The 22,664-nt window shown below is 64.8% G+C and carries 20 protein-coding genes and 1 tRNA gene; 4 read left to right on the top strand and 17 right to left on the bottom strand.

Annotated elements, in window-relative coordinates; all coding sequences use genetic code 11:
• Positions 1-194: 194 nt before the first annotated feature.
• The 13 genes from ACOOHB_RS10450 to ACOOHB_RS10510 all read right to left on the bottom strand — a co-directional run bounded on the left by ACOOHB_RS10450 (position 195) and on the right by ACOOHB_RS10510 (position 13,544).
• Positions 195-836 carry an ABC transporter substrate-binding protein gene (locus tag ACOOHB_RS10450; RefSeq protein WP_420444785.1) on the bottom strand — a complete coding sequence of 214 codons (642 nt, stop codon included), beginning with the start codon at positions 834-836 and terminating at the stop codon, positions 195-197.
• Between the two features lie 161 nt (positions 837-997).
• Positions 998-2,245, bottom strand: a complete 1,248-nt coding sequence (locus tag ACOOHB_RS10455; protein ID WP_420444786.1) for a branched-chain amino acid ABC transporter permease — start codon at positions 2,243-2,245, stop codon at positions 998-1,000.
• Positions 2,242-3,186, bottom strand: coding sequence for a branched-chain amino acid ABC transporter permease (locus ACOOHB_RS10460; RefSeq protein ID WP_420444787.1), 945 nt, complete (start codon positions 3,184-3,186; stop codon positions 2,242-2,244). The genes ACOOHB_RS10455 and ACOOHB_RS10460 overlap by 4 nt, the downstream gene beginning before the upstream one ends.
• A 181-nt stretch (positions 3,187-3,367) precedes the next feature.
• Complete coding sequence (locus ACOOHB_RS10465) at positions 3,368-5,194, bottom strand: branched-chain amino acid ABC transporter permease (RefSeq protein ID WP_420444788.1); 1,827 nt, start codon at positions 5,192-5,194, stop codon at positions 3,368-3,370.
• 29 nt (positions 5,195-5,223) lie between these two features.
• Positions 5,224-6,282 (bottom strand): branched-chain amino acid ABC transporter permease, encoded by a 1,059-nt coding sequence (locus ACOOHB_RS10470; RefSeq protein ID WP_420444789.1) that lies wholly within the window; start codon positions 6,280-6,282, stop codon positions 5,224-5,226.
• Positions 6,283-6,304: 22 nt separating this feature from the next.
• Positions 6,305-7,018 (bottom strand): ABC transporter ATP-binding protein, encoded by a 714-nt coding sequence (locus ACOOHB_RS10475; protein WP_420444790.1) that lies wholly within the window; start codon positions 7,016-7,018, stop codon positions 6,305-6,307.
• A complete protein-coding gene (locus ACOOHB_RS10480; RefSeq protein WP_420444791.1) occupies positions 7,015-7,776 on the bottom strand; it encodes an ABC transporter ATP-binding protein in 762 nt (253 codons plus the stop codon). The genes ACOOHB_RS10475 and ACOOHB_RS10480 overlap by 4 nt, the downstream gene beginning before the upstream one ends.
• Before the next feature lie 233 nt (positions 7,777-8,009).
• Positions 8,010-8,081 (bottom strand) — tRNA-Gln (locus ACOOHB_RS10485).
• A gap of 62 nt (positions 8,082-8,143) precedes the next feature.
• A complete protein-coding gene (locus tag ACOOHB_RS10490; RefSeq protein ID WP_420444792.1) occupies positions 8,144-9,445 on the bottom strand; it encodes a glutamate--tRNA ligase in 1,302 nt (433 codons plus the stop codon).
• Positions 9,446-9,518: 73 nt separating this feature from the next.
• Positions 9,519-10,277, bottom strand: a complete 759-nt coding sequence (locus ACOOHB_RS10495; protein ID WP_420444793.1) for a hypothetical protein — start codon at positions 10,275-10,277, stop codon at positions 9,519-9,521.
• The gene (locus ACOOHB_RS10500) at positions 10,274-10,804 is read right to left on the bottom strand and encodes a hypothetical protein (RefSeq protein WP_420444794.1); all 531 of its coding nucleotides are present in this window, start codon (positions 10,802-10,804) and stop codon (positions 10,274-10,276) included. The genes ACOOHB_RS10495 and ACOOHB_RS10500 overlap by 4 nt, the downstream gene beginning before the upstream one ends.
• A 62-nt stretch (positions 10,805-10,866) precedes the next feature.
• Positions 10,867-12,537 (bottom strand): citramalate synthase, encoded by a 1,671-nt coding sequence (gene cimA / locus ACOOHB_RS10505; RefSeq protein WP_420444795.1) that lies wholly within the window; start codon positions 12,535-12,537, stop codon positions 10,867-10,869.
• Positions 12,538-12,545: 8 nt separating this feature from the next.
• Positions 12,546-13,544 carry a 3-isopropylmalate dehydrogenase gene (locus ACOOHB_RS10510; protein WP_420444796.1) on the bottom strand — a complete coding sequence of 333 codons (999 nt, stop codon included), beginning with the start codon at positions 13,542-13,544 and terminating at the stop codon, positions 12,546-12,548.
• A 116-nt stretch (positions 13,545-13,660) separates the two neighbouring features.
• Here ACOOHB_RS10510 and ACOOHB_RS10515 point away from each other — a divergent pair, with 116 nt between their 5' ends.
• On the top strand, positions 13,661-14,128 hold the full coding sequence (locus ACOOHB_RS10515) for a GreA/GreB family elongation factor (protein ID WP_420444797.1): 468 nt from the start codon (positions 13,661-13,663) through the stop codon (positions 14,126-14,128).
• Between the two features lie 165 nt (positions 14,129-14,293).
• Here the strand turns inward: ACOOHB_RS10515 and ACOOHB_RS10520 are convergent, their stop codons facing one another.
• Positions 14,294-14,800 (bottom strand): hypothetical protein, encoded by a 507-nt coding sequence (locus tag ACOOHB_RS10520; RefSeq protein WP_420444798.1) that lies wholly within the window; start codon positions 14,798-14,800, stop codon positions 14,294-14,296.
• A gap of 529 nt (positions 14,801-15,329) precedes the next feature.
• Between ACOOHB_RS10520 and leuC the strand changes: the two genes are divergently transcribed.
• Together leuC and leuD are read left to right on the top strand one after the other, a co-directional pair.
• The gene (gene leuC, locus ACOOHB_RS10525; RefSeq protein ID WP_420444799.1) at positions 15,330-16,751 is read left to right on the top strand and encodes a 3-isopropylmalate dehydratase large subunit; all 1,422 of its coding nucleotides are present in this window, start codon (positions 15,330-15,332) and stop codon (positions 16,749-16,751) included.
• 65 nt (positions 16,752-16,816) lie between these two features.
• A complete protein-coding gene (leuD, locus tag ACOOHB_RS10530) occupies positions 16,817-17,407 on the top strand; it encodes a 3-isopropylmalate dehydratase small subunit (RefSeq protein WP_420444800.1) in 591 nt (196 codons plus the stop codon).
• Positions 17,408-17,419: 12 nt separating this feature from the next.
• Here leuD and ACOOHB_RS10535 read toward each other — a convergent pair whose 3' ends face one another.
• Genes ACOOHB_RS10535 through ACOOHB_RS10545 form a run of 3 tightly spaced genes read right to left on the bottom strand, consistent with a single transcriptional unit; the run spans position 17,420 to position 20,672 of the window.
• Positions 17,420-18,754, bottom strand: coding sequence for a cytochrome P450 (locus tag ACOOHB_RS10535; protein WP_420444801.1), 1,335 nt, complete (start codon positions 18,752-18,754; stop codon positions 17,420-17,422).
• A 6-nt stretch (positions 18,755-18,760) separates the two neighbouring features.
• The gene (locus tag ACOOHB_RS10540) at positions 18,761-19,552 is read right to left on the bottom strand and encodes a glutamine amidotransferase-related protein (RefSeq protein WP_420444802.1); all 792 of its coding nucleotides are present in this window, start codon (positions 19,550-19,552) and stop codon (positions 18,761-18,763) included.
• Positions 19,553-19,559: 7 nt separating this feature from the next.
• Positions 19,560-20,672, bottom strand: a complete 1,113-nt coding sequence (locus ACOOHB_RS10545; protein WP_420444803.1) for an LLM class flavin-dependent oxidoreductase — start codon at positions 20,670-20,672, stop codon at positions 19,560-19,562.
• A 171-nt stretch (positions 20,673-20,843) separates the two neighbouring features.
• Between ACOOHB_RS10545 and ACOOHB_RS10550 the strand changes: the two genes are divergently transcribed.
• Positions 20,844-22,622 carry an ABC transporter substrate-binding protein gene (locus ACOOHB_RS10550; RefSeq protein WP_420444804.1) on the top strand — a complete coding sequence of 593 codons (1,779 nt, stop codon included), beginning with the start codon at positions 20,844-20,846 and terminating at the stop codon, positions 22,620-22,622.
• Positions 22,623-22,664: the final 42 nt, after the last annotated feature.

The following is a 22,664-nucleotide window of genomic DNA, read 5'->3' on the forward strand; positions in this document are numbered from 1 at the left end:
TTAGTTCTCGGGGTTGTGCCGGTTACTGGGTCGGTCATGTCAATTCTGCAACGATTTCGAATTCGCGATCCTGTGACAGGACGCGCAAGAGCCGGCGAGCTGCTGCCCGCCGGGCAGGTCAGCCGCAACTCGCAATGCCTCGCCGTAGGGGTAGCCGAACATGTAGCCGGTGGCGTACAGCGACACCGCCGGGTCTAGACCGCCAGCAGATCAGCCAGGTTCTCCTTGATCCAAGCGCCCCACAGGATCGACTCGGTCGAGTACGACATCTGCAGGCCGGTCGTCCACGGGTGGTTCACCGGGTCGCCCCAAGCGGGGTGACCGGTCATCACGAATGGCTGCGGTATGCACTCCTCGTTGATCTTGTCGTACACCGCCAAGGTGTTCGGTGAGCCCAGTGTCAGGATGGAGAAGATGTTCTCGGCCTCGATCAGCTCGTCCACGAACTCGATCGTCTGCGCAGCCACGTAGCCGTCGTCCTTGACGACCAGCACGAGATCGCGCGGCGAGCCGCTGACGAGAATCGGGTCGTTCTCGTTGATCCAGTTGAAGTAGTTCTCCCAGCCGTAGGCGATGTTGCCGTACGCAGCGAGGTTGCCCGACTGAGCCGTGGTATGACCGATGCGGACCTGAGAATCGGTAATGCCCGTGGTGTCCGACCAGTCGTCGGGACACGAGCTCATGTCGATCTGGAAGCCTGCAGGGCCACGCAGCATGCCGTCGTCACCGACGCCGTACTCCCCGGCCTCAATCTGCTCGGTCAGCTCGGCGACGGTCTTGGCGCGACGTGCGGCGGCCTCGTCGAAGATGCCTTCGAGGGTGGAGCGATCGATCATCATCTCCTCCTCTTCCATCGCCTCGGCATCGCTTGCCGCAGCGGTGGTCTCGGTCTCCGTCTCGCTGGCTCCGCCATTTGAGAAGTGCGGGCCGGCGCGCCGGCGCTATTTTACCCGTCTGAGGCGATGCCGAGTTGGGTTGTGTCAATCCCGCGACGATCTCAGGCGCGCGTTCGCTTACTGGAAGAACTGGGAGCCTGCGCTCCGCGGCGTCGCGTGAACATCCCGACAAGGCCCCGAGGGAAGATGAACGTCAGCGCCACCAGCAGCACACCGAACACGAACTGTTCCTCATCGAGCAGGCTCAGGAATTCGCTGAGTGGACCGAGCCCGCTCACGCCGCTGACGAGTTCGCCGATCCTCGAGAAGACCTCCCGGATGGCAACGCCGAGCACTGAGCCCCACAGCGAGCCCAGCCCGCCGAGCACGGCAGTGGCGTACAAGACCAGCGACTCCTGGAACGGATACGACTCCTGCGAGGTGAACGGCACGAGCACGACGCCAAGGGCACCTGCGAGGCCAGCCAGGGACGCACTCATCGCAAACGTGTTGACCCTGGTGGCCACCAGTTTGACGCCGTACACAGCCGCGGCCGTGTCGTTGTCCCGAATTGCACGCATCGCCCGACCCGGCCGACTGTTGATGATGTTGTGCGTCACCCACATCGCCAATGCCACGATCGCCAAGCAGATCAGGTAGCGATACAGCCCCTCGGCCCAGCGACTGGTGCCGAACCACGCCGGTGGCACCAATTCGGCGCCCACCGCCCGGCCACTGACACCACCCGAGAATGCGGGAACGCGCTTGGCGAGCGGCTGGAACACGATGGCAAGCCCGAGGGTCACCAGCGCGAGGTGGATGCCCTTGATGCGCAGGGCCGGGAGGCCGACCAACGCACCGACTAAGCCTGCAACAACGGCCCCCGCCAGGATTGAGAGGATCCACGGCAATCCCAAGTCGTCAACGGCATATGCCGCTGCGAACGAGCCGACAGCCACGAAAACCCCATGGCCCAGACTGATCATGCCGCCATAACCCGTGGCGATATTCACGCCCAGCACCGCGAGGACCATGACCACGATCTGAGTGTTCTGCCGCATTTCGGTCACCGTGCTCGTCAGCGGCATCACCACCAGCCACGCACCTGCCAGCAGGGCGCCGATCCAGCTGAGCGGGCTGATGCGCCGACTCCTCGGGAGCGCTTGCGATGGGTCCGGGGGGAGTTTCTCCGCTGCAACACCGGCGGTGGGGGGCCCCGGTTGCCCATGTTCGGTTTCGGACGTGCCGGTCGCCTCCGGCTCCGCCTCCCCCGGTGGGGCAAACACTGCGAAGACGCTGGCATCGGCTCCCGAGACCTCATCGTCGTCGCCTGGGCGAGGCAACGGAGTCGGCCACCCGTCGCCGCTCACACCCGCTCAATCTGCGGAGTGCCGAACAAGCCGGCCGGCCGCACAATGAGCACGACCACCATCGCGACCATTGCAGGCAGCACGCTCAGCTCGAAGCCGATGAACGGGACATAGGCGGGGATGAGCGTCTGACTCAGACCGATGACCACGCCGCCGATCAGCGCCCCCTTCGGCGAGTCCAACCCTCCGAGGGTGGCGGCCGCAAAGGCGTACACCAGCACCCGAACCATCATCGTGGGCTCGAGCAACACGGAATTGGCGCTCATATTCGCCGCGATGGCTCCGAGGCCTGCCGCCAGCGCCCAGCCATACATCAGCGTGGGTCCCACACGAATCCCATTCAGCGAAGCCGACTCTGGATCAATCGAGACTGCCCGGAACGCGAGGCCAGCGCGCGTGTGCCGCAAGAGCAAGGCCAGCAGTGCCAGCAGTACGAGCAGCACGAGCCACGCTCCGACCGTTGAGAATCGAAGCCGGGCCCCGCCAATGCCGAAGTGGTCCTCGGGGGCGGATGGGAAGAACGGCGGGAAAAGGCGCGGCCCGGTTCCCCACCATTGCCCCATCAGCGAGTTCAGTGCCAGCAGGATGCCAATGGTGACGTTCACGAGCGCTAGCTCAGGTGCGTTTCTCAAGGGGCGTATGAGCACGCGCTCGGTCGCAGCTCCGGCCGCGGTGCCGATGATGACAGCGCCGCCGATCGCCAACGGTGTAGCCAGCGGCGCCCCGATCCACGACGCCAGCCCGCCCCCCGTGACACCGGGTGCCGCCCCGGCGAGCAGGACGAAGGCGACATAGGCCGAGAAGGTGGCCATCTCGCCCTGGGCGAAGTTCAACAGTCCGGTGGACCGGAAAATGATGACCAGCGCCAACGCCAGTGAGGAGTAGATGGCGCTGTTGAACAGGGCGTCGAAGATTCGCTGCAGCAGCAGAGCTAAATCCATCTCAGCTGCTCAGCCTTCCTCGGCTTTTGGCTGTCACCTGACTCGACGCCCTTGCTGACACCTGGCCCATGGCCCGACAGGCCACTGCTCGGAGAAACAGCCCGGCGCGGGGTCACCCGACGGCGATCCCCACCAAGCCCAGCAACCCAGCGGCGGCGTGAGGTTCGCCGCTGAACTGTTGCTACGCCGAGGCGCCGACGTCTTCAGGTTCGGGGGCGGGGGCAGACTCAGACTTGGACTCGGCGAAGACGAAATACCGCAGGCCGACGACGATCAGCACCACAACGGAGATGACGCTCAACACCAAACTAAGCATGCTCTGCGTCGGCCACCCGATCAGCCAGAAGCCAACCGGTGTCTCTGAAGCGTCGACGGCGGGCCGTGCGATCTCGCAAAGCTCCGGGACCGACATCGAGCTGATCTCGCCTTCCGGGAAGGTGGCGCAGAAATCGCCAGCCGTGCCCACGAAGTCCTTCGACTTCCGGGCCTCGTTGACAAGAGGAATTGCGGAGATCGTCCTGCCGTCAGGATTGACCGCCACAGCCTCTCGAGCAAGGTGCCCGACGTGGTGGGCTCGCAGCGCGATGTTCAAGGCAAAGGTCTGGACGTACGCAAAGCTCAGCACGCCGATCACCCCGGCAGTGGTGGCTTGCGAGATCACTGCATCTGCGTTCTCGCCACGTCGGCCGGACTTGGCCGCTCGAAGCTCGTTCATCGAAACAAATACGACGATCGGTGCGAGCACGACGATGCCGAATCGAAGCGCAAAGGCCAGCGTGCCGAGAATGAGGTTGTCGACGTTCATCAGCACCCAGCCGATGACCAGCAACACCGGGCCCATCACAGCGAGCCGAAGCGCCCATGTCGCCCGGGTTGACGACGGCCCTGGATCCAGATCATCAAGCGATGCGATGGGATCGCCATCCGGTGTCAGCGGAACAATCTGGATGATCTTCTTCTGGACCGCTGTAACCATGGAGGCAATGCCCCCAGGAGCGAAGAACGTGAACAGGATAAGGATCAGGCCGAAGATGGCTGCCGACAGCGGGCCATCGCCATCAAGTGTGTAGAAGCCCAGCGGGATCGAAATGCGCTTGGTGAGGTCTCGCACCCACACAACGAACAGGCCGCCGAACACTGATCCTTGCAGGGTGCCGACACCGCCGATCACCAAGCCGATGATCAGGTCAATTGCGAGCAGGAATGTGAAGTCCTGACCAGCCACGAAGCCCTTGTCCAAGCACCACATGAGGCCCGCCAGCGAACCGAGCGAGGCGCTCAGTGCGAAGTTCACGGTCTTGTACATCGGCAAGTTCACGCCGTACACAGCAGCACCGGATTCGTTGTCACGAATGGCAAGGACTGCTCTGCCGGGCCGGCTTCGCATGATGTTGCGGACCAGCATCAGCGCCATCGCGACGATCGCCAGCAGGATCCAGTAGCGATACGCATTGGCACCGCGAGCGCCGTCGACACCCGGCAGCCACTCGAAGAAGCTGGAGAAGCCGGACTCTTGCCGGTCGACTTCCTCGGCGACATCTCGCCCGTTCGGTCCACCGGTGCGGCGTGCGATGCCCAATTCGTCGATGTTGACGAGAGTTGGGAACACGGCTGCCTGCGCGATGGTGACCAACGCGAGATATAGACCTCTCACGCGGAGTGCCGGCAGACCGACGACCACCCCGATGGCAAATCCGACGACCAGGACGACCGGGATGATCATCCAGTAGTCCCAGAGCTCGTCTTGGACCATCGAGGCCGCGACGAACGCGCCGATGCCCATGAACGCCGAGTGGCCCAAGGCGAGCATGCCGTTGAACCCGACGACCAGGTTGACGGCAAGAACTGCAACCATCAGCACGAGTGCGCGGTTCATCTTGCCGATCTCGAATGGCTGCAGCACCAGCGGCACGAGGACCGCCAACGCGATGGCGTAGCCCCAGCTCAGGAACTGCCATTGGCGATGCTGCGTGCTCCCCTTGGAAACGATGAGCAGTGGTGAACTCATACCTCAGCAACTCCCCTTGGGTCGTTGAGCTAGACGCGCTCGATACGGCGGGTTCCGAAGAGCCCCGCGGGACGGAACAACAGCACGATCAAGATCAGCAGGAATGCCATTGCCAGCTGCAAGATCGAGAAATAGGCCTGGCCCATCACCACGACGCCGAACCACGAGACCAGCACCGCCTTGATGAGCCCGACCGCTAGGCCACCGATCACTGCGCCGCCGAGGCTGTCAAGCCCGCCGAGTGCTGCGGCAGCCAATGCGTAGATCAGGATGGTCAGCATCATGTTGGGGTTGACACCGCCCAGCGCGGGTGCGACGAGTGCCGCACCGAGCGTGCCGAACACCGATGCCAACGCCCAGCCGAAGCCCAGCGTGCGGCCGGTGTTGACACCCACGAGCCGGGCAGACTCGGCGTTGGACGACACCGCCCGGAACGCAAGCCCAGCCTTGGTCTTGCCCAGGATGATGGCGAGGGCGACTAGCGCCAGCGCCAGGGCGACCCACGTGCCGATCGTGCGGTAGTGCAGGCGAGCGCCGATCACTTCCCAGAATGTCCGGCCGACCATGTCGCAGGTCTCCGCGTCGACCGTGCCCGCAGCAACCTCTCGCAGCACGCCTTCGGAATTGGGGGCGCAAGAGATCATCCCGTCGCTTGTCGTCTTGAGTTCGCTGCCGTTGGGCACCCAGCTCGGGAATGCGCCAAACGGATCGTTCACACGGCGCACCTGGTAGTTCCAGATATCGCCCGCTACGGCGTTAATGATCAAGAACAAGCCCAGCGTGATGAGCACCACCGGAAGGTGGTCGTCGGGGTCGAAGGGTCTAATGAGCGCTCGCTCAACTGCGGCACCGATAACTGCGCTCACGAGCATCGCCACCAGGATCGACAGCCACAGCCACCAGCCCCGCTCGATGTTGAGCACGTACACAAAGAACGCGCCGAGCATCGCCAGCTCGCCGGTGGCGAAGTTGATCAGCGTCGTCGCCTTGAAGATCAGCACCAGCGCCAGCGCTACCGCGCCGTAGACGGCGCCATCGCGAAGGCCGTTGAAGATGAAGTCCGGGAGAATGTCGAAGTTCCAGTTCACGGTCTGATCCAGTCCCTTCGCGTCAGGCGCCCAAGTACGCTTCCTGCACTGCAGGATCGTTCTTGAGCTGTTCGGCGATTCCATGCAGAGCGATCTCGCCGCTCTCGATCACGTAGCCGTAGTCGGCCATGTCCAAGGCCAGGTTGGCGTTCTGCTCGACGAGGAGCATCGTCAATCCGGTCTCCTTGTTCAACTGGGCGAAACGCTCGAACAGGTCCTCGATGATGAGCGGAGCCAAGCCCAGCGATGGCTCATCGAGCAGCAGCAGCCTCGGCCGGCACATCAGTGCCCGGGCCACCGCCAACATCTGCTGCTCGCCGCCGGAGAGCGAGCCGGCGAGCTGCTCGCGTCGCTCTTCCAGCCGGGGGAATATCTCGAACCAACGATCGATGTCGACGTTGACCTCTTTGTCCCTGCGGGTGTAGGCGCCAATCTTCAGGTTGTCCAAGACGGACAGCTCGGGGAACGTGCCTCGACCTTGCGGCACGTGCGCTACGCCTCGCCGCACGATGTCGGACGTGTTGGACCGCGAGATGTCGTCGCCTTCCATCAAGATCGTGCCGGACGTCGTGCACATGTTGCACACCGCGCGCAGCGTTGTCGTCTTGCCCGCACCGTTGGCTCCGAGGATCACGACAACGTTGCCGTCAGGCACCTCGAAATTGAGGCCGCGTAGCACCTCCACCGCGCCGTAACGCGCATGGAGGTCCTCGACCTTCAGCATCATCTCTGTCATGAAGAACTCCCCAGGTACGCCTCGATGACCTCCGGGTCGTTGCGCACGACATCGGGGTGACCGTCAGCGATCTTGCGGCCGAAGTTGAGCACGACGAGGTGCTCGCTGATGTTGAGCACCATGCGCATGTGGTGCTCGACAAGTAGGACCGACAGGTTATGCCGGTCGCGAATGTCCTTGATGTCTTGGGCGAGCAAGTCGACTTCTTGGTGGGTGAGTCCTGATGCAGGCTCGTCCAGCATGATGAGACGCGGATTGGAGATCAGTGCTCGGGCCAGCTCGATGCGCTTGAGCGTGCCGAAGGGCAGGCCGGCGGCGGGGTGATAGGCGTACTCCTCGAGGCCGAGTTCCTCAAGCACATCCCAGGCTCGCCGACGCAGATTGTTCTCTTCGCTGCGGGTGCCGAGGCGGAATGCAGCAGTGAAGAAATTGGCCTTGGTGTTCGTGTGATCACCGACCATCACGTTCTCTATCACCGTCATGCCGCGCCACAGTGCCAAGTTCTGGAATGTCCGGTACAGACCGACACGGCTGATCCGGTGCGCCGGCATTGCCAGCAGGTCATGCCCGTCGAACGTCACAGAGCCGGTCGTCGGGTCGTAGATCCGGCTGACCACGTTGAACAGGGTGGTCTTGCCGGCGCCGTTCGGTCCGATGAGTCCGAGGATCTGTCCTTCGTCCAGAATGAAGGACAAATCGTCGAGCGCGCGGATGCCGCCGAACTGCACGGAGATGTCTGAGACTTCGAGCAACGCCACGCGCTGAACCCCCTCCGGTCCGAGCCGATCAGGAGACCGGCCGCAGGCAAGTTATCAGGTCGGCTCAGCTTCGTGAGTTTCCGTATGGAGCCCCGAGGCGGGCCGAGCCAGCGGGTGATGTTAAGCCACCAACGTGCAACAAGTGCAAATTGGGTCGGGAACGGGTCGGGAACGCCGCTGTGCGCCCGTCGTGACGAGTGCCCGGCTGCCGAGGTGTGCCCGCAGTTTCCTAGTTCGGGGAGGAGGACTCGAACCCCCAATGACTGGACCAGAACCAGTTGTGTTGCCAATTACACCATCCCCGAAAGCGCACACAGGCTAGCGCTGCGGCAAATTGCGCAGCCCAGGGTTTTCTTCGTGGATGGGCTCAGCGTGCGAGCCTCGCTTGCGCTGCGGTGAGACGCGCGAGCGTGACGTCTCGACCGAGAAGGGCGAGCGATTCGAACAACGGAGGACCCACCGCGCGGCCCGTGATGGCAACGCGCACTGGTGCCTGCGCCTTGCCCAGCTTCAGGTCGAATTCCTCGCCAATTTCCCGCAGCGCAGCATGCAATGTCTCGGCATTCCAGTCGGCCTCAGAGAATGCAGCACGCGCGCGGTCGAGGATGTCGCCTGCCGGCGGAGCCATCGCAGCAGCCCAGTCTTCGGGATCGATCTCGGGTTCGGCGAAGAGGAACGCAATACGGTCGGGAGCGTCGGACAGCAGACGCGTGCGCTCGCGGATCAACGGGGAAACGTCGCTCAATGTCGCTGCGTCAAGATGAGTTCCCCAGGGCTCGGCGAGCACCCACGGCCCGATCGCAGCAGCGAAGTCGGCATCGTCGAGCGAACGCAGGTACTCGCCGTTGATCGCAGTGAGCTTGTCCATGTCGAACATGGCCGGTGCCGCATTCACGTCGGCAAGATCGAACAACTCGACGATCTCGGCGAGCGGCCGCACCTCGGTTCCATCGGGCGGGCCCCAGCCCAGCAGCGCGAGGTAGTTCACCATGGCCGCCGGCAACACGCCCCGGTCGCGATAGCTCGTGAGCGACACGTCGTCGCGTCGCTTCGAGAGCTTCTTTCGCTGCTTGTTGACGATGAGCGGCAGGTGGGCGAATGTCGGCACATCGGTCGCGCCCAGCGCAGCTCGCAGCAGAAGCACCCTCGGTGTCGTGTTCAGCAGGTCCTCGCCTCGCACCACATGCGTGATGCCCAGATCGAGGTCGTCCACGGCGTTGGCGACGAAGAACGTCGCGCTGCCGTCGCTGCGGGCGACGACGAAATCCTCGATCGAAGCGTTCGGGAACTCGACGCGACCTCGCACGATGTCGTCAAAGGCCGTCACCCCGTCATCGGGAACCGAGAACCGGACCGCACCCTCATCGAGGTAGGCCTGCCCTGCGTCGAGCCAGCGCGCCACGGCAGCGTCATAGAGGGCGCCGCGCTCGCTCTGGAAGACCGGCTCGCCATCGAAATCCAGTCCCAGCCAGTCAAGCATCTCAAGGATCTGGTTGATGTGAGCGGTAGTTGCGAGTTCGGCGTTCGTGTCTTCGATGCGCAGCACCATTTCGCCGCCGCAGTGACGGGCGTAGAGCCAGTTGAACAACGCCGTACGAGCTGTGCCCAGATGCGGCAGCCCTGTGGGCGCGGGCGCGAATCGCAGCCGGGGGCGCGCGGGCGCAGACATGCCGGCTGCTGGTGTGCTCACCGCAGACACGTGCTCGCCCGAAGACGTGAGCCGCGAGCGCTCGAGGCGCCGCTCAGCACTGGCCGGTGCTGCAGTTCGGGTCGCTCGAATCGACCCAACGGCCCACCGGCCTGCCGGCCATCGCGAGCAGGCGCTGCAGCGGCGGCGTGGACAGGTCGATGGGGAGCACCTCAAGGCCCGGCCAGACCCGCACGCTGGGTGCTGCTGCGAGCACCCGGTCCACCAGCAGCTCATCGAGCCCGGCGCCGGCGCTGATTGCTTGCTGCAGGTCGTAACCCAGAATCGTCAGCTCCACGACTCGCGTCCACAGCAGCTCGCGCAACCGGGGGCTGAATCCAGCACCGGCATTGAGGCCGGCTGCTACCGCGAGCACCGTGCGGACACTCTCGATGATCGGCTGCGTCGGATCGGGACGATCGGCGCTGCGAGTGCCGAAACCGAACCCGCTCCCCGCAGCAGGCGTGGGGAGCTGCACCGGCGGCGGCGCTGGCTGGCCGCTCATCTGCGCCGCGGCTACCAGATTCCCATCTGCTGCGCGGGCCAGCAGGTCAGCCACCGTGTAATCGCCCAGCGGCGGTGCCAGTGGCATAGGAATGTGCTCCCACGCAGGCAGCCGCATCCGTGCGGCGAAATCGGTGCACGCCCGGCGGTGCAACCGCAACAGCTCGCGGTCGGTTTGCATCGGCATGGTCGAGCTGGTGGGTGGAGTGGTGGTCTGGGCGTTCGTCATCTGGGCCATGAGTTTCTCAGTCGGTGTCGTGGTGGCCAGCGTTGTCGGTTCGTTGAGTGCCCGCCCGGGCACTGCGCTCACGCATCTGGATCTCGCGTCAAGCCGAGGGCATCCGATTCGTAGCGACGCCTGATCTCTGCTGGCGTCAGGGCGAGCACGTCTGTCGGGACGCAGGCGACCAGCTTGCGCACGTGGTTGTAGTGGTGTGCGTCCCCAGCACCCTCGAAGAGTGCCTCGCGACGCGCAACCAACGCCGCCGGGGGGTGCTGGTCGAGGTAACCAAAGGCCAGATACCCCGCCTCGAGGTCCCACACGACGGGCGCTCGCCCGAAGATCGAGGCGCGCTTGAGCGCCACCGCCACACAACCGGTGTCCACGTCGCGACGGTCCTCGCCGTCGGCGAGGTACACCCGGTCGTCGAACAGGTGAACCAGCCCGTACGCGTAACCCTGGTCGGGCCCCTGATGTCCCCGCAACGCCCCCGTGGGCTGGCCAGCAGCAAGGTCGCCGGGACGTGCGGCCTTCCAGCGTCGGGGCGTCACCTCTGGCGATGAGTACGCGCGGACCTCGCAAAGCGGTCCGACCCGGACGTAGCGTGGCGCAGCCATTGCCGCGCAGTCTAGGAAGTGACGGCGGGAGCAACCGTGGTCAGCACCTGGCGACTCGACCGCTACCCGCTCGCACCGTCACCCTGGCGGTGGCGCATCAGGGCATAGATGAGCGAGTCGCGCAGAGCCAGCCACGACGCCTCGATGATGTTCTCCGAAACGCCGATGGTTGTCCACGTCGTCTCGCCGTCGGTGGAGTCGATGAGCACCCGTGTGACCGCTTCAGTGCCGCGGTCGGCGTCCAGCACACGGACCTTGAAGTCGGTCAGGCGTACCGAATCGAGCTCCGGGTAGTCGTTGCGCACCGCCTGTCGGAAGGCGTTGTCGAGGGCATTCACCGGGCCGTCACCCTCGCCAACGGTCACCCGACGCTCGCCGCCCACAATGATGCGCAGCGTCGCCTCCGTATCGAATTCGGCCTCGCGGCCCCGCTCAACGAGCACCTTGAACGATTCAACGCTGAAGTATTCGAACGTCTGCCCAGCGGCCCGACGCAACAGCATCTCCAACGAGGCGTCGGCGACCTCGAAGTGGTAGCCGGCGTGCTCGAGCCGCTTCAGCTCGTCCACGACATCCGACATCGCCGCCTTGTCGATCTCGATGCCAAGCTCGCCTGCCTTCAATTCCACCGACGCCCTCCCCGACAGGTCCCCGAGAAGGAACCGGGTGCGGTTGCCGACAGCGGCGGGGTCGACGTGCTCGTAGCTGTCGGGTCGGCGAGCAATGGCACTCGTGTGCAGGCCCGCCTTGTGAGCAAATGCCGAAGCCCCGACGTAGGGCTGCTGATTCTGAGGAGGCATGTTCATCAATTCGGCCACGTGGTGCGCCACCGATGTGAAGCGGGTCAAGCACTCCTGCGGCACGGTCTCGATGCCCATCTTGAGCGTGAGATTCGGCACGAGCACCGTGTTGTCGCAGTTGCCCGTGCGCTCGCCGTAGCCGTTGACGGTGCCCTGCACGTGCGTTGCACCGCCGACGACACCCGCGACGGCGTTGGCTACCGCGCAGCCGGTGTCGTTCTGAGTGTGCATACCGATCTGGACGCCTTCGAAGTGTTGGACGACATCGCGCACAATCGTGGAGACCTCATGCGGCAGCGAACCACCGTTGGTGTCACACAGCACCAGGCAGTCGGCACCGTTGACCGCCGCTGCCTCCAGCACCGACAGAGCGAACTCGGGATTCCGCTTGTAGCCGTCGAAGAAGTGTTCCGCGTCGAAGAAGACGCGCAGCCCCTCCCCCTTCAAGAACTCCACCGAGTCGCCGACCATGGCAACGCCTTCGCTGAGCGGCTGCCGGAGAGCTTCAGTGACGTGGTAGTCCCATGACTTGCCCACGATGCACACGGTGGAGGTTCGGGCCCCAACGAGCGCAGCCAGAGTCTGGTCGTCGTCGACACGGCCGCGGGGCCTTCGAGTCGAGCCGAATGCCACCAATGTCGCATGCTCCAGTTCCAGCTCGGTGGCTGCTCGGGCGAAGAACTCCTCATCTTTGGGATTTGAGCCGGGCCAACCACCCTCGATCCAGTGAATGCCCAATGCATCGAGCTGGCGGGCCACCTTGAGCTTGTCGTCGGGCGATACCGAGATGCCTTCGAACTGCACCCCGTCGCGGAGCGTGGTGTCGAAGATCTCGACCTTGGAGGGCCACGACGGGTCGCGCACTCCGGCCCGGTCGAGCGGTGCCGCCGAGCCTGGCTCACGGACCGCGCCGTCTGTTCGGTTCGAACTCATGTCAGGCGTCATCCCTCCTCGACACCGGCCAGGATCGCCTTGGCAATCTCGTCGGTGCCGATGTCGGGCACGGATTCATCGGCAACCACGGCGTCGCACGCCGCCCGAACCCGATCTGCGCAGTCTGCCTCTCCCAGGAACTCGAGCATGAGCACGGCCGAGAGAACTGCCGCAGTCGGATTCGCAAGACCCTTGCCGGCGATGTCGGGTGCCGATCCGTGCACCGGCTCGAAGAGCGACGGGCCCGTTCGGGCCGGGTTGAGGTTGGCCGAGGCCGCAAGCCCGATGCCACCCGCCACGGCGCCGCCGAGATCAGTGAGGATGTCGCCGAACAGGTTGTCAGTGACGACCACCTCGTAGCGGTGCGGATCTTCCACGAAGTGGATGCAGGCGGCGTCTACGTGGTTGTACGCGGTCGCCACGTCGGGGTACTCGGCGGCGACCTCGTTGAAGGTGCGCTCCCACAGGTCGCCCGAGAACGTCAGCACGTTGGTCTTGTGGACCAACGTCAGATGACGGCGTTGGCGGGTGCGCGCCAGCTCGAAGGCGTATCGAATGGCGCGCTCGGCTCCCATGCGGGTGTTGACCGAGCCCTGTGTGGCGATCTCATGGGGCGTGCCCTTGCGCAGGAACCCGCCCTCGCCCGCATAGGTGCCCTCGGTGTTCTCGCGGATCACGGTGAAGCTGTGGCCGTCGGGCAGGGTGAACGGGCGCAGGTTCACGTACAGATCCAGCTCGAAGCGGGCCTTGAGCAGCAGGCCGCGCTCAATGACGCCCGGCGGGACTTCCGGCGTGCCGACGGCGCCGAGCAGGATGGCGTCGAAGGTGCGCAACTCTTCAAGGGTCTCGTCGTCGAGCACCGTGCCATCCCGCAGGTAGCGGTGACCGCCCAACTCGAACTCGGTCGTCGAGATGCCGGCGCCGGCAGCGGCAATCACATCGAGCGCGACCGAGATCACCTCGGGTCCGATTCCGTCTCCTCCGATGACTGCGATGCGATGAGTCACTGTGGTGTCCTTTGCCGGATCGTGCTGGCAAGCCTGCCGTCAACGCCTCGGGGACGCCCTGCGGCGCAAGCACGATGGTGAGTGTGCCCTGAGAAGCCCTCGGTAACCTCGCGCAGGTGCCCGAGATCCATCACATCTCAGCGGAGACCCATGATCGGCTGCAGGCCGAGTTCACCGATTTGACGGGTCGAGGTCGCATCGACATCGCGACGCAGATCGAAACGGCCCGGCTGCTCGGAGACCTGTCCGAGAACGGTGACTACCACGCTGCCAAAGAGGAACAGGGGAAGATGGAAGGCCGCATCATGCGGCTGAAGTCGATCTTGCAGAACTGCGAGATCGTCGATGGGTTCGACGACAGCGCTGTAGCACCGGGTCTGGTCGTAACTATCCGGTTCGAGGGCGACGATGAAGTCGAGCAGTTCCTCTTCGGTTCGATCGAGGAGCGCCGACAGGGCATCGATGTCGTCTCGCCGGGTTCGCCGATGGGCCAGGCACTCGAGGGTGCGCAGGCCGGCCAGACGGTCACCTATGAAGCGAATGGCAACCAGCTGAGCATCGAGATCGTCGCCATCGAGGCCTGATCGCGGAGCACCGCGGCACCGGGTCCTCTGCCACTCGGGCGGGGGTCTTGTCAGCTCACAGCAGCGTTACGAACCCTACGGTCAGTTGCAGGAGCACGACCAACAGGTTGATCACGACGTGGAGCACGACCGCGGACCACCATCCGAAGCGGATTCGGGTGATGCTCACCAGCGCCCCGAACCACAGCCACGGAAGCACGACGAACGGATTGCTGGAATCGTCGCTCCGGTCCATTCGATCTCGAAACGCCCAAGGTGCGCCAGACCGAAACAAGCAATCAAGAACCAAACCGGCAGAGCCGGCCACCGCAGCCACAGCCGGTCGCCGAAGCGTTCAACCGCACCCAGAACACTGACGCGTTCGCTCAGCAGATGAAGTCCGAGACCCACCGCAACTGCGACGAAATCAACGAGCAGCCGAACGCCGTAGTTGAGATTGGGGCCGCCGAATCCCGTCAAGCCGGCGACAGCGACGTAGATGCCGGGAAGCAGGAGGAACGTCCGAGGCCGTTGCGCAGTCGGCCATCTGCACATCGCTTCCTCGCCGAGCGGTGCATGGACAAAGAGCAGCACAGCCCACAGGAGCAATGGCAATTCTGCATCGATCGCTGTGAAACGACTCCCCAGATCACCGAGGACCAGCACGGCCTCGGAGATGATTGTCATCGCCACGGATCCACCGAGATAGATGGCGGCGAGGATCGCCAGACTGTTCGCTCTGTGTTGCAGTGAGTCGCATCGATGCCAGTCGGGCCGCACCAACACCGTGGGGTTGAGGTGGCTCCAAAAGGGACTGCTGCATTCCCGCACCGCTGTGGCCAGTGCTGGTGCCGCTGCGACTGGCGGCTGAACGTCGATCGGCGCTGGGACCGGTCGCGGCTGTGGTCGCCGTTTCCTTGGGCCAGGGGCCACGGGATGCCAAATCGGCGGCGGGGCAGGACGCGGACGTTCGTTCTTCACGACTGCTGCCGTCCCGCCCGCGGAAACACACTGAGCATCGACATCGTCATAATCGACGTCCGCTCACAGCCACCGCAGAACATTGACACGCAGGTCGGTTCGTATGACGTGGCGTACGCGTGATGCGGATAAGCCGCCAACGACAAAGTTTCACGACTTTGGCACAACGGATGTGCCCGCCCGCACGTGCGTCGCGCACAACAGGTTGGAACCAGTAGCGCCACAGACGCACACTGACACCGTGACATACGCCGCAGCGGCGGGGCCGCGCACGCTCAGCGAGAAGGTTTGGGACCGCCACGTCGTTCGCACCGGCGGCGGCCAGCCCGATCTCCTCTATATCGATCTTCACCTCGTGCATGAGGTGACCTCGCCGCAGGCATTCGAAGGCCTGCGGACTTCAGGCCGCACTGTGCGACGCCCGGACCTCACCGTGGCGACCGAGGACCACAACGTCCCGACTGCAGATCTCCACCTGCCGATCGCCGATCCGATCTCTGCCAGACAGGTCGAGGTACTGCGGACCAACTGCGACGAATTCGGCATCACGCTGTACCCGATGGGCGACCCGGGCCAGGGCATCGTCCACGTCATCGGCCCCGAACGCGGCCTGACGCTGCCGGGCATGACGGTGGTGTGCGGCGACAGCCACACTTCGACGCACGGGGCCTTTGGCGCCCTGGCCTTCGGTATCGGAACCTCCGAAGTCGAGCATGTGCTGGCCAGCCAGACACTGCCACAGACGCGTCCCGCCACCATGGAAGTACGGGTCGAGGGTGCCGCGCCTGCGGGTGTGACCGGCAAGGACATCGTGCTCGCGATCATCGGACGGATCGGCACCGGCGGCGGCATCGGGCACGTCATCGAGTACCACGGCGAAGCCATCCGCGCGCTCTCGATGGAGGGTCGGATGACGGTGTGCAACATGTCCATCGAGGCCGGCGCCAAGGCCGGCCTGATAGCGCCCGATGACACCACTTTCGAGTACCTGCGAGGCCGACCCGGGGCGCCATCGGGCGCCGATTGGGACACCGCGGTCGCAGACTGGCGCTCGCTGGCCACCGACGAGGGTGCGACGTTCGACAAGTCGGTGCTGATGGACGCGTCCGAGTTGCGGCCCCACGTCACCTGGGGCACGAACCCTGCTCACGTCATTCCCATCGATGCGACGGTTCCCGGACCGAGTGACTTCGACGACCCCGTAGATGCCGCGACTGCGCAGCGAGCGCTTGACTACATGGGACTTGAGGCTGGTGTGCGGCTGTCCGACGTACATGTCGACACGGTTTTCATCGGCAGCTGCACCAATTCGCGCATCGAAGACCTGCGAGCTGCTGCAGCAGTCGCACGGGGACGCAAGGTGGCCGACGGCGTCCGGACGCTGGTGGTGCCCGGCTCGTTCGCCGTCAAGAGGCAGGCCGAGGCCGAAGGGCTCGACGCGATCTTCACTGAGGCTGGATTCGACTGGCGCGAACCCGGCTGCTCTATGTGCCTGGCGATGAACCCCGACAAGCTCGCGCCCGGCGAGCGCTCGGCGTCGACGTCGAATCGCAACTTCGAGGGTCGGCAGGGGCGGGGCGGCCGGACGCACCTGTGCTCGCCCGAGGTGGCCGCCGCCACGGCGATCGCCGGGCGCTTTGTGACCCCCGACGATCTGGCCTGAACGGCTGCTGAGACCCGCACGGTCAGGTTCGACAGACTCAACACGCTCGACAGAAAGGGAACGGCATGGAGCCAGTACGAGTGCACGAGGGGCGCGCAGTGCCGCTCGATCGCTCCGACGTGGACACCGACCAGATCATCCCCAGCGACTGGTTGAAGCGGGTCGAACGCACCGGCTTCGGTAAGGGATTGTTCAGCGAGTGGCGCGACGAGCGCAACTTTGTGCTGAACGACGAGCGCTTCGCCGGCGCCACGGTGCTGGTGGCTGGTTCCAACTTCGGCACTGGCTCATCACGGGAGCACGCCGTGTGGGCGCTCATGGACTACGGATTCGTTGCGGTGGTCTCGCCCCGCTTCGGGGACATCTTCCGCAACAACTCCACCAAGAACGGTCTCGTGCCGGTGCAGGTGTCCGAGGAGGCCGCAGCACGCCTGCGTGCCGCCGTCGACGAAGACCCGAACCTGATCGTGACCGTCGACGTGGAGCGGCTCTTGCTCAGCGCCCCTGCTGCGGGTATCGAGGAATCGTTCCCGATGGACGACGCCACCCGGGAACGCTTCTTGGAGGGCCTCGACGACATCGGCATCACGATGCGCAGCGCGGCCGACATCGACAGCTACGAGACGACGCGTCCCGGCTGGATGCCCACGACGTAGCGAGGCAACCGCTCAGGCAGGCTGCAGCTCGACATCGAGCCGCTTCAATCCCCTCAGCAAGAAGCTTGGGTGGTACTCGAAGTCGTTCGAACCTGAGATCTTCACCGACGCCAGGCTCCTCGACAGTTCCTCGGCAGCGACGCGCCCTACCAGGCGCGCCAATGCGGCTCCCAGACAGAAATGGATGCCGCGGCCGAACGCGAGGTGGTTCGTCACGCCCTCGCGCATCGGGCGGAACGACCCAGCGTCGTCGAACGCCGATTCGTCACGGTTCGCCGAGGTGAACATCACCACGATGTGAGTGCCGGCAAGGAGGTCGACGCCGGCCACCTGAGTGTCTCTCGTCACGACGCGGAACATCCCCTGCGTCGGTGTCGACATTCGCAGCGTCTCTTCGACGACGGCCTTCGCTCGCGACGCGTCTGCTCGCAGCGCATCCCACTCGGTGGGGTGCTCCCCCAGCAACCGCATCATCTCGGTGAGCATCTTGGTGGTGGTCTCATTGCCGGCGACCAGCAGCTGCTGGATGATGCTCAGCATCTCTGACATCTCCAGCGGCGCTGTCGATACGGCTTCGCCGCCCCGACCGATGCCGTCACCCTCGTCGCCATCGCGGTCGATGCGGGCGTTCAGCAGGTTCGTCAGGAGGTCGTCGGCGGGCTCGGTCCGACGCCGTTCGAGCTGTGCGGCGAAGTACTTCTGGAACTCGATCACCTCTCGCTCGGCATCCAAGCGTTCCTCAATGGAGATGTTCGTGCCGATCCCGGCGATGGATGCATCGCTCCAACGCTTGAAGTCGGCCAGACGGTCATCGGGAACGTTGAGCGCTCGGGCGATGACCGCCACCGGCAGCGGTACCGCGAACGCCTCCACGAAGTCGACCGGGTTGCCGTCGGCGGCCGCGGCGAGCATCTCATCGACAAGCCTCGTCGTGATCTCACGCACCGTTGGCTCAAGGTCGTTGATGACCTTGGGCGTGAACGCCTTGGCGACGAGGCGGCGGAACCGGGTGTGTTCGGGAGGGTCCACCGTGAGCATCGTGCCGACGCGGTCGTAGCCGCCTTCGGCTTCATAGAGCTCCTTGGTGCGCCGTGCGAGCTCAGAGTTGGCCCTCCCGCCAACATCGAATCGGGACGAGAACGTCTCGTGGTCCCGCACCACCTCCAGCACGTCGTCGTACCTCGTGATGAGGTACAGCGGAGGCCTACCGGCGCCGACAGCAAAGACCGGCGCTGACGAGCGCATCTGGGCGTAGTAGGCGTGCGGGCACTGCTGCACGGCGGGGTCGAACAAGCCGAAGTCGTCCAGGTCGATCTCGATGGAATCGTCAGGAAGTTCCGCCAGCATGTGTCCTCAGGGCCGCTCGTTCGCCGCCGTGCCCGGCCGAGTGCTTGTGCCGTCACCACTGGCAGCGTCCGGTTGACCGGCGAAGAAATGAAGCATCCAGCCTGCGGCGAGCTCCTGGTTGCACGGCGAGGCGAGGCTGGTCTTGGCCTCGGCGACGACCTCGGCGCCCAGCAAATCGGTGCGGCTCTCATAGAGCGGGGCGACGAATTCGGGCTGGAATTCGGGATGACCCTGCAAGCCGACCAGGTGATCCCCTACCGCCAGCATCGCGATCGGGCATCGGTCAGCGCCTGCCAACACGACGCCACCTTGGGGCAGTGACACCACCTGGTCTTGATGGCTGTGGATGAGGCGGATCTCGTCCGATTGCGGATCCATCCACTCGCGGTGCTCATGAATCTTCCAGACGTTCGCGCCGACCGTCCAGCCATGCGGCGCCCGCTGCACCGTGCCACCGAGCGCGTGGGCGATCATCTGGTGACCGAAACAGACGCCGAACATCTTGCGACGCTCAGCGTGCAGCTGCCGCACGAAATCGGCGAACTGGGTGATCCAGGGCACGTCGTCGTAGACGGAAGCTCGCGTGCCCGTGGTCATCCAGCCGTCGTAGGCGTCGAGGTCGTCGGGCCACTCGCCATCGGGAAGGCTGAAGGTGTCCATCTCGACGCTCGGGTCCACCCGCGCAATCACGTCGGCGAACATTTCCGAATATGTGCCGCAGATGGATCTCAGCTCACCCACGGGATCGTCGCAGCGCAACAGGCCCAAGCGCAGCGTGTCCGAAGCGGGCCCTGACATGTGACGCTCAGCGGAACGACGAGACGAGCGCCTCGCCTGAGCCGGTCCCCAGCGGCTCCAGCAAGCCCTGCTCACGCAGGATCGGCATCACGCCCTCGCCGAACCAATAGGCCTCTTCAAGGTGCGGATAGCCCGACAGGATGAACTCGTCAAAGCCCAGTTCGTGATATTCAGCAATTCGGTCGGCTACCTCGGCGTAGCTGCCCACGAGTGCGGTGCCAGCGCCTCCCCGAACGAGCCCGATGCCCGACCAGACGTTGGGATGGATCTCAAGTCGGCCGCCCTGTTCTGAGTGCAGCTGCGCCATCCGGCGCTGGCCCTCGGACATGGTGGTGGCGAAGTCGGCTTGGGCCGAAGCGATCGCCTCGGGGCTCATGTGGGCGAGCATGTCGTCCGCCACGACCCAAGCATCAGCCGCATCGGGTCGGGTGATGACGTGAAACCGGATGCCGAACCGCAGAGTGCGTCCCTGTTCGGCCGCCAGCGCCCGCATGCGTCCCAGGCGTTCAGTCACCATGTCTGGGGGTTCGCCCCAGGCGAGATACACGTCGACGTGGGAGGCGGCGATGCGCTCAGCGGCGGGCGAAGCTCCCCCGAAGTACACGGGCGGCACCGGATCAGGAACATCGCGGGTCGTCGCCCCGGCGACCTTGTAGAAGTCGCCGTCGAAGTCGAATGGGTCCCCGCTCCACGCCTCGCGCACAATCTGCAGGAACTCGCCCGTACGGGCATAGCGAGTGTCCTTGTCGAGCCAGTCGCCGAAGCGATTCAGCTCGCGCGACTCTGCTCCGGTCACGATGTTGAGCAGCAATCGGCCGCCGGTGAGCCGCTGGTAGGTGGAAGCCATCTGTGCGGCGAGCGTCGGTGAGAGGAATCCGGGCCTGAACGCCACCAGGAACTTGATGCGGCGCGTCAGCGGCGTCAAGGCGATGGTGGAGAGCCAGGCGTCCTCGCACATCGTCCCGCACGGCGTGAGCATCCCCTCGTAGCCGAGCTGATCGCATGCAGTCGCTATCTGGGCGAGATAGTCCATCGACGGCGCCCGCCAATGCGCGCCCGGCTCGTCGGGGAGCACGTCGCGCGAGTCGCCTCCGGTTGGCAAGAACCAGTGGACCTTCATCGGCCGACCACCTCGCTGGCATCGCTGCGCCGGACACCGAGAACTACGAACGTCACCCCAAACCGGCGGTGACGACATCGACTACGGTACCGCAGGTCCTTCGGGACCTTGCCAACAATGGCACCCGTCGTCGTCGTGATATCGGGTGCGCTCAAGGAGGAAGACAGCCCTATGAGGACCACAACGACACGCGGCCCGAGCCGCCATATCGGCCGGTTACTGGTCGCGTTGCTCGCGGTATTCGCGTTGATCGCTGCGTCGTGCGCCAGCGACGATGACGGCGATGACGCTGCACCGGCGACGACCACCGCGGACGCCGGCGGCGACATGGCCGACGACGACATGGCCGACGACGACATGGCCGACGACGACATGGCCGACGACGACATGGCCGACGACGACATGGCCGACGACGACATGGCCGACGACGACATGGCTGCGGCTCACAGCCCGTGCAACGACGGCGCCAATGTCGGCGGGACGCTCATCATCGGCAGCACTCAGGTGCCCCGGCACCTGAACGGCACCGTGCAGTCGGGCTATGCGACCGCCGTGCCAGGCACGCAGCTCAATGCGAGCCCGTTGCTGTACGACGACGAGTACAACCCCATGCCCTACCTAGCCGAGAGCTGGGAGATCTCAGACGACGGCCGCGCCGTGACGCTGCACCTCGTCGACGACGCGGTCTTCCACGACGGCATGCCGATCACCTCCGCAGACGTGGCGTTCTCGATCCTGACAGTGCAGGCCAACCACCCGTTCAGGCCGATGTACGCACCGGTGACGAGTGTGGACACACCCGATGCGCACACCGCGGTCATCAACCTCAGCCAGCCGCACCCGGCGATCCTGCTGGCGATGTCACCCGGCCTGCTGCCGATCATTCCCAAGCACATCTTCGATGACGGCCAGGACCCCAAGACGCACCCGCGCAACACCGAGGACTTCGTGGGCTCGGGGCCGTTCCGACTTGCCGAATTTGAGGCGGGCACCATCATCCGCATGGAGCGCTTCGACGACTTCTTCATCGAGGGCACACCGTGCCTGGACGAGATCGTGATGGAGATCACGCCCGATCCGACTGCCATCGTGCTGGGCCTCGAGAACGGCAGCACCCACCTGTCCTCGACGCTCGGCCCGTCGGCGAACGTGCTGCGCCTGATGGAAAATGCTGACGTCGAGGTCAGCTCGATGGGCCACGAGGCCATCGGTCAGATCCAGTGGATGGAAATGAACGTGAACGATCCGGCACTGTCGGACAAGCGCGTCCGGCAGGCGATCGCCTACGCGATCGACCGAGACTTCCTCGCCGAGGTCATCGACCAAGGGCTCACGTTCCCCGCTCCGACGGGCATCGTCACCGCCAGCCCGTTCCACAACGACGGCGTGAACCACTACGACAAGGACATCGACAAGGCCAAGGCACTGTTGGCCGAAGCCGGCTACGGCCCCGGTGAGCTGGAACTCACCATCGACTACATCCCGCCGACGCAGGTGATCTACGCGGAGTACGTGGTGCAGGCGCTCGAGGAAGCAGGCATCAAGACCGAGTTGAGCGTGTCACCGGACTTCCCGACCTGGGCGCAGCGAATTGCCGCAGGCGAGTTCCAGATGACGATCAACAACGTCTGGAACTGGGGCGATCCGGTCATCGGCGTGCACCGCACCTATCTCAGCGACAACCGGGTTGGTGTCATCTGGACCAACAACACCGGTTACTCCAACCCTGAGGTCGACCGCCTCCTGGCGGCCGCCGGCCAGGAGTTGGACCCCGACGCCCGCGCTGCGCTCTACGCAGAGTTCCAGGAGATTGTGGCCGAAGAGGTGCCGATCTACTTCTTGACCACTCCGCCGTTCTGGCAGGCCTACATCCCGGCGGTGATGAACCCGCCGACCAACAACATTTGGGGGCAGATGTCGCCGATGCATACGGTCTGGCTGGACCAGTAGGCCGGCAGCTCGCTCCAGGCTCGGTTGCTGTGTCGCTCCCTC

Source organism: Candidatus Poriferisodalis sp. (genome assembly GCF_965215815.1).
Lineage (GTDB): Bacteria > Actinomycetota > Acidimicrobiia > Acidimicrobiales > Poriferisodalaceae > Poriferisodalis.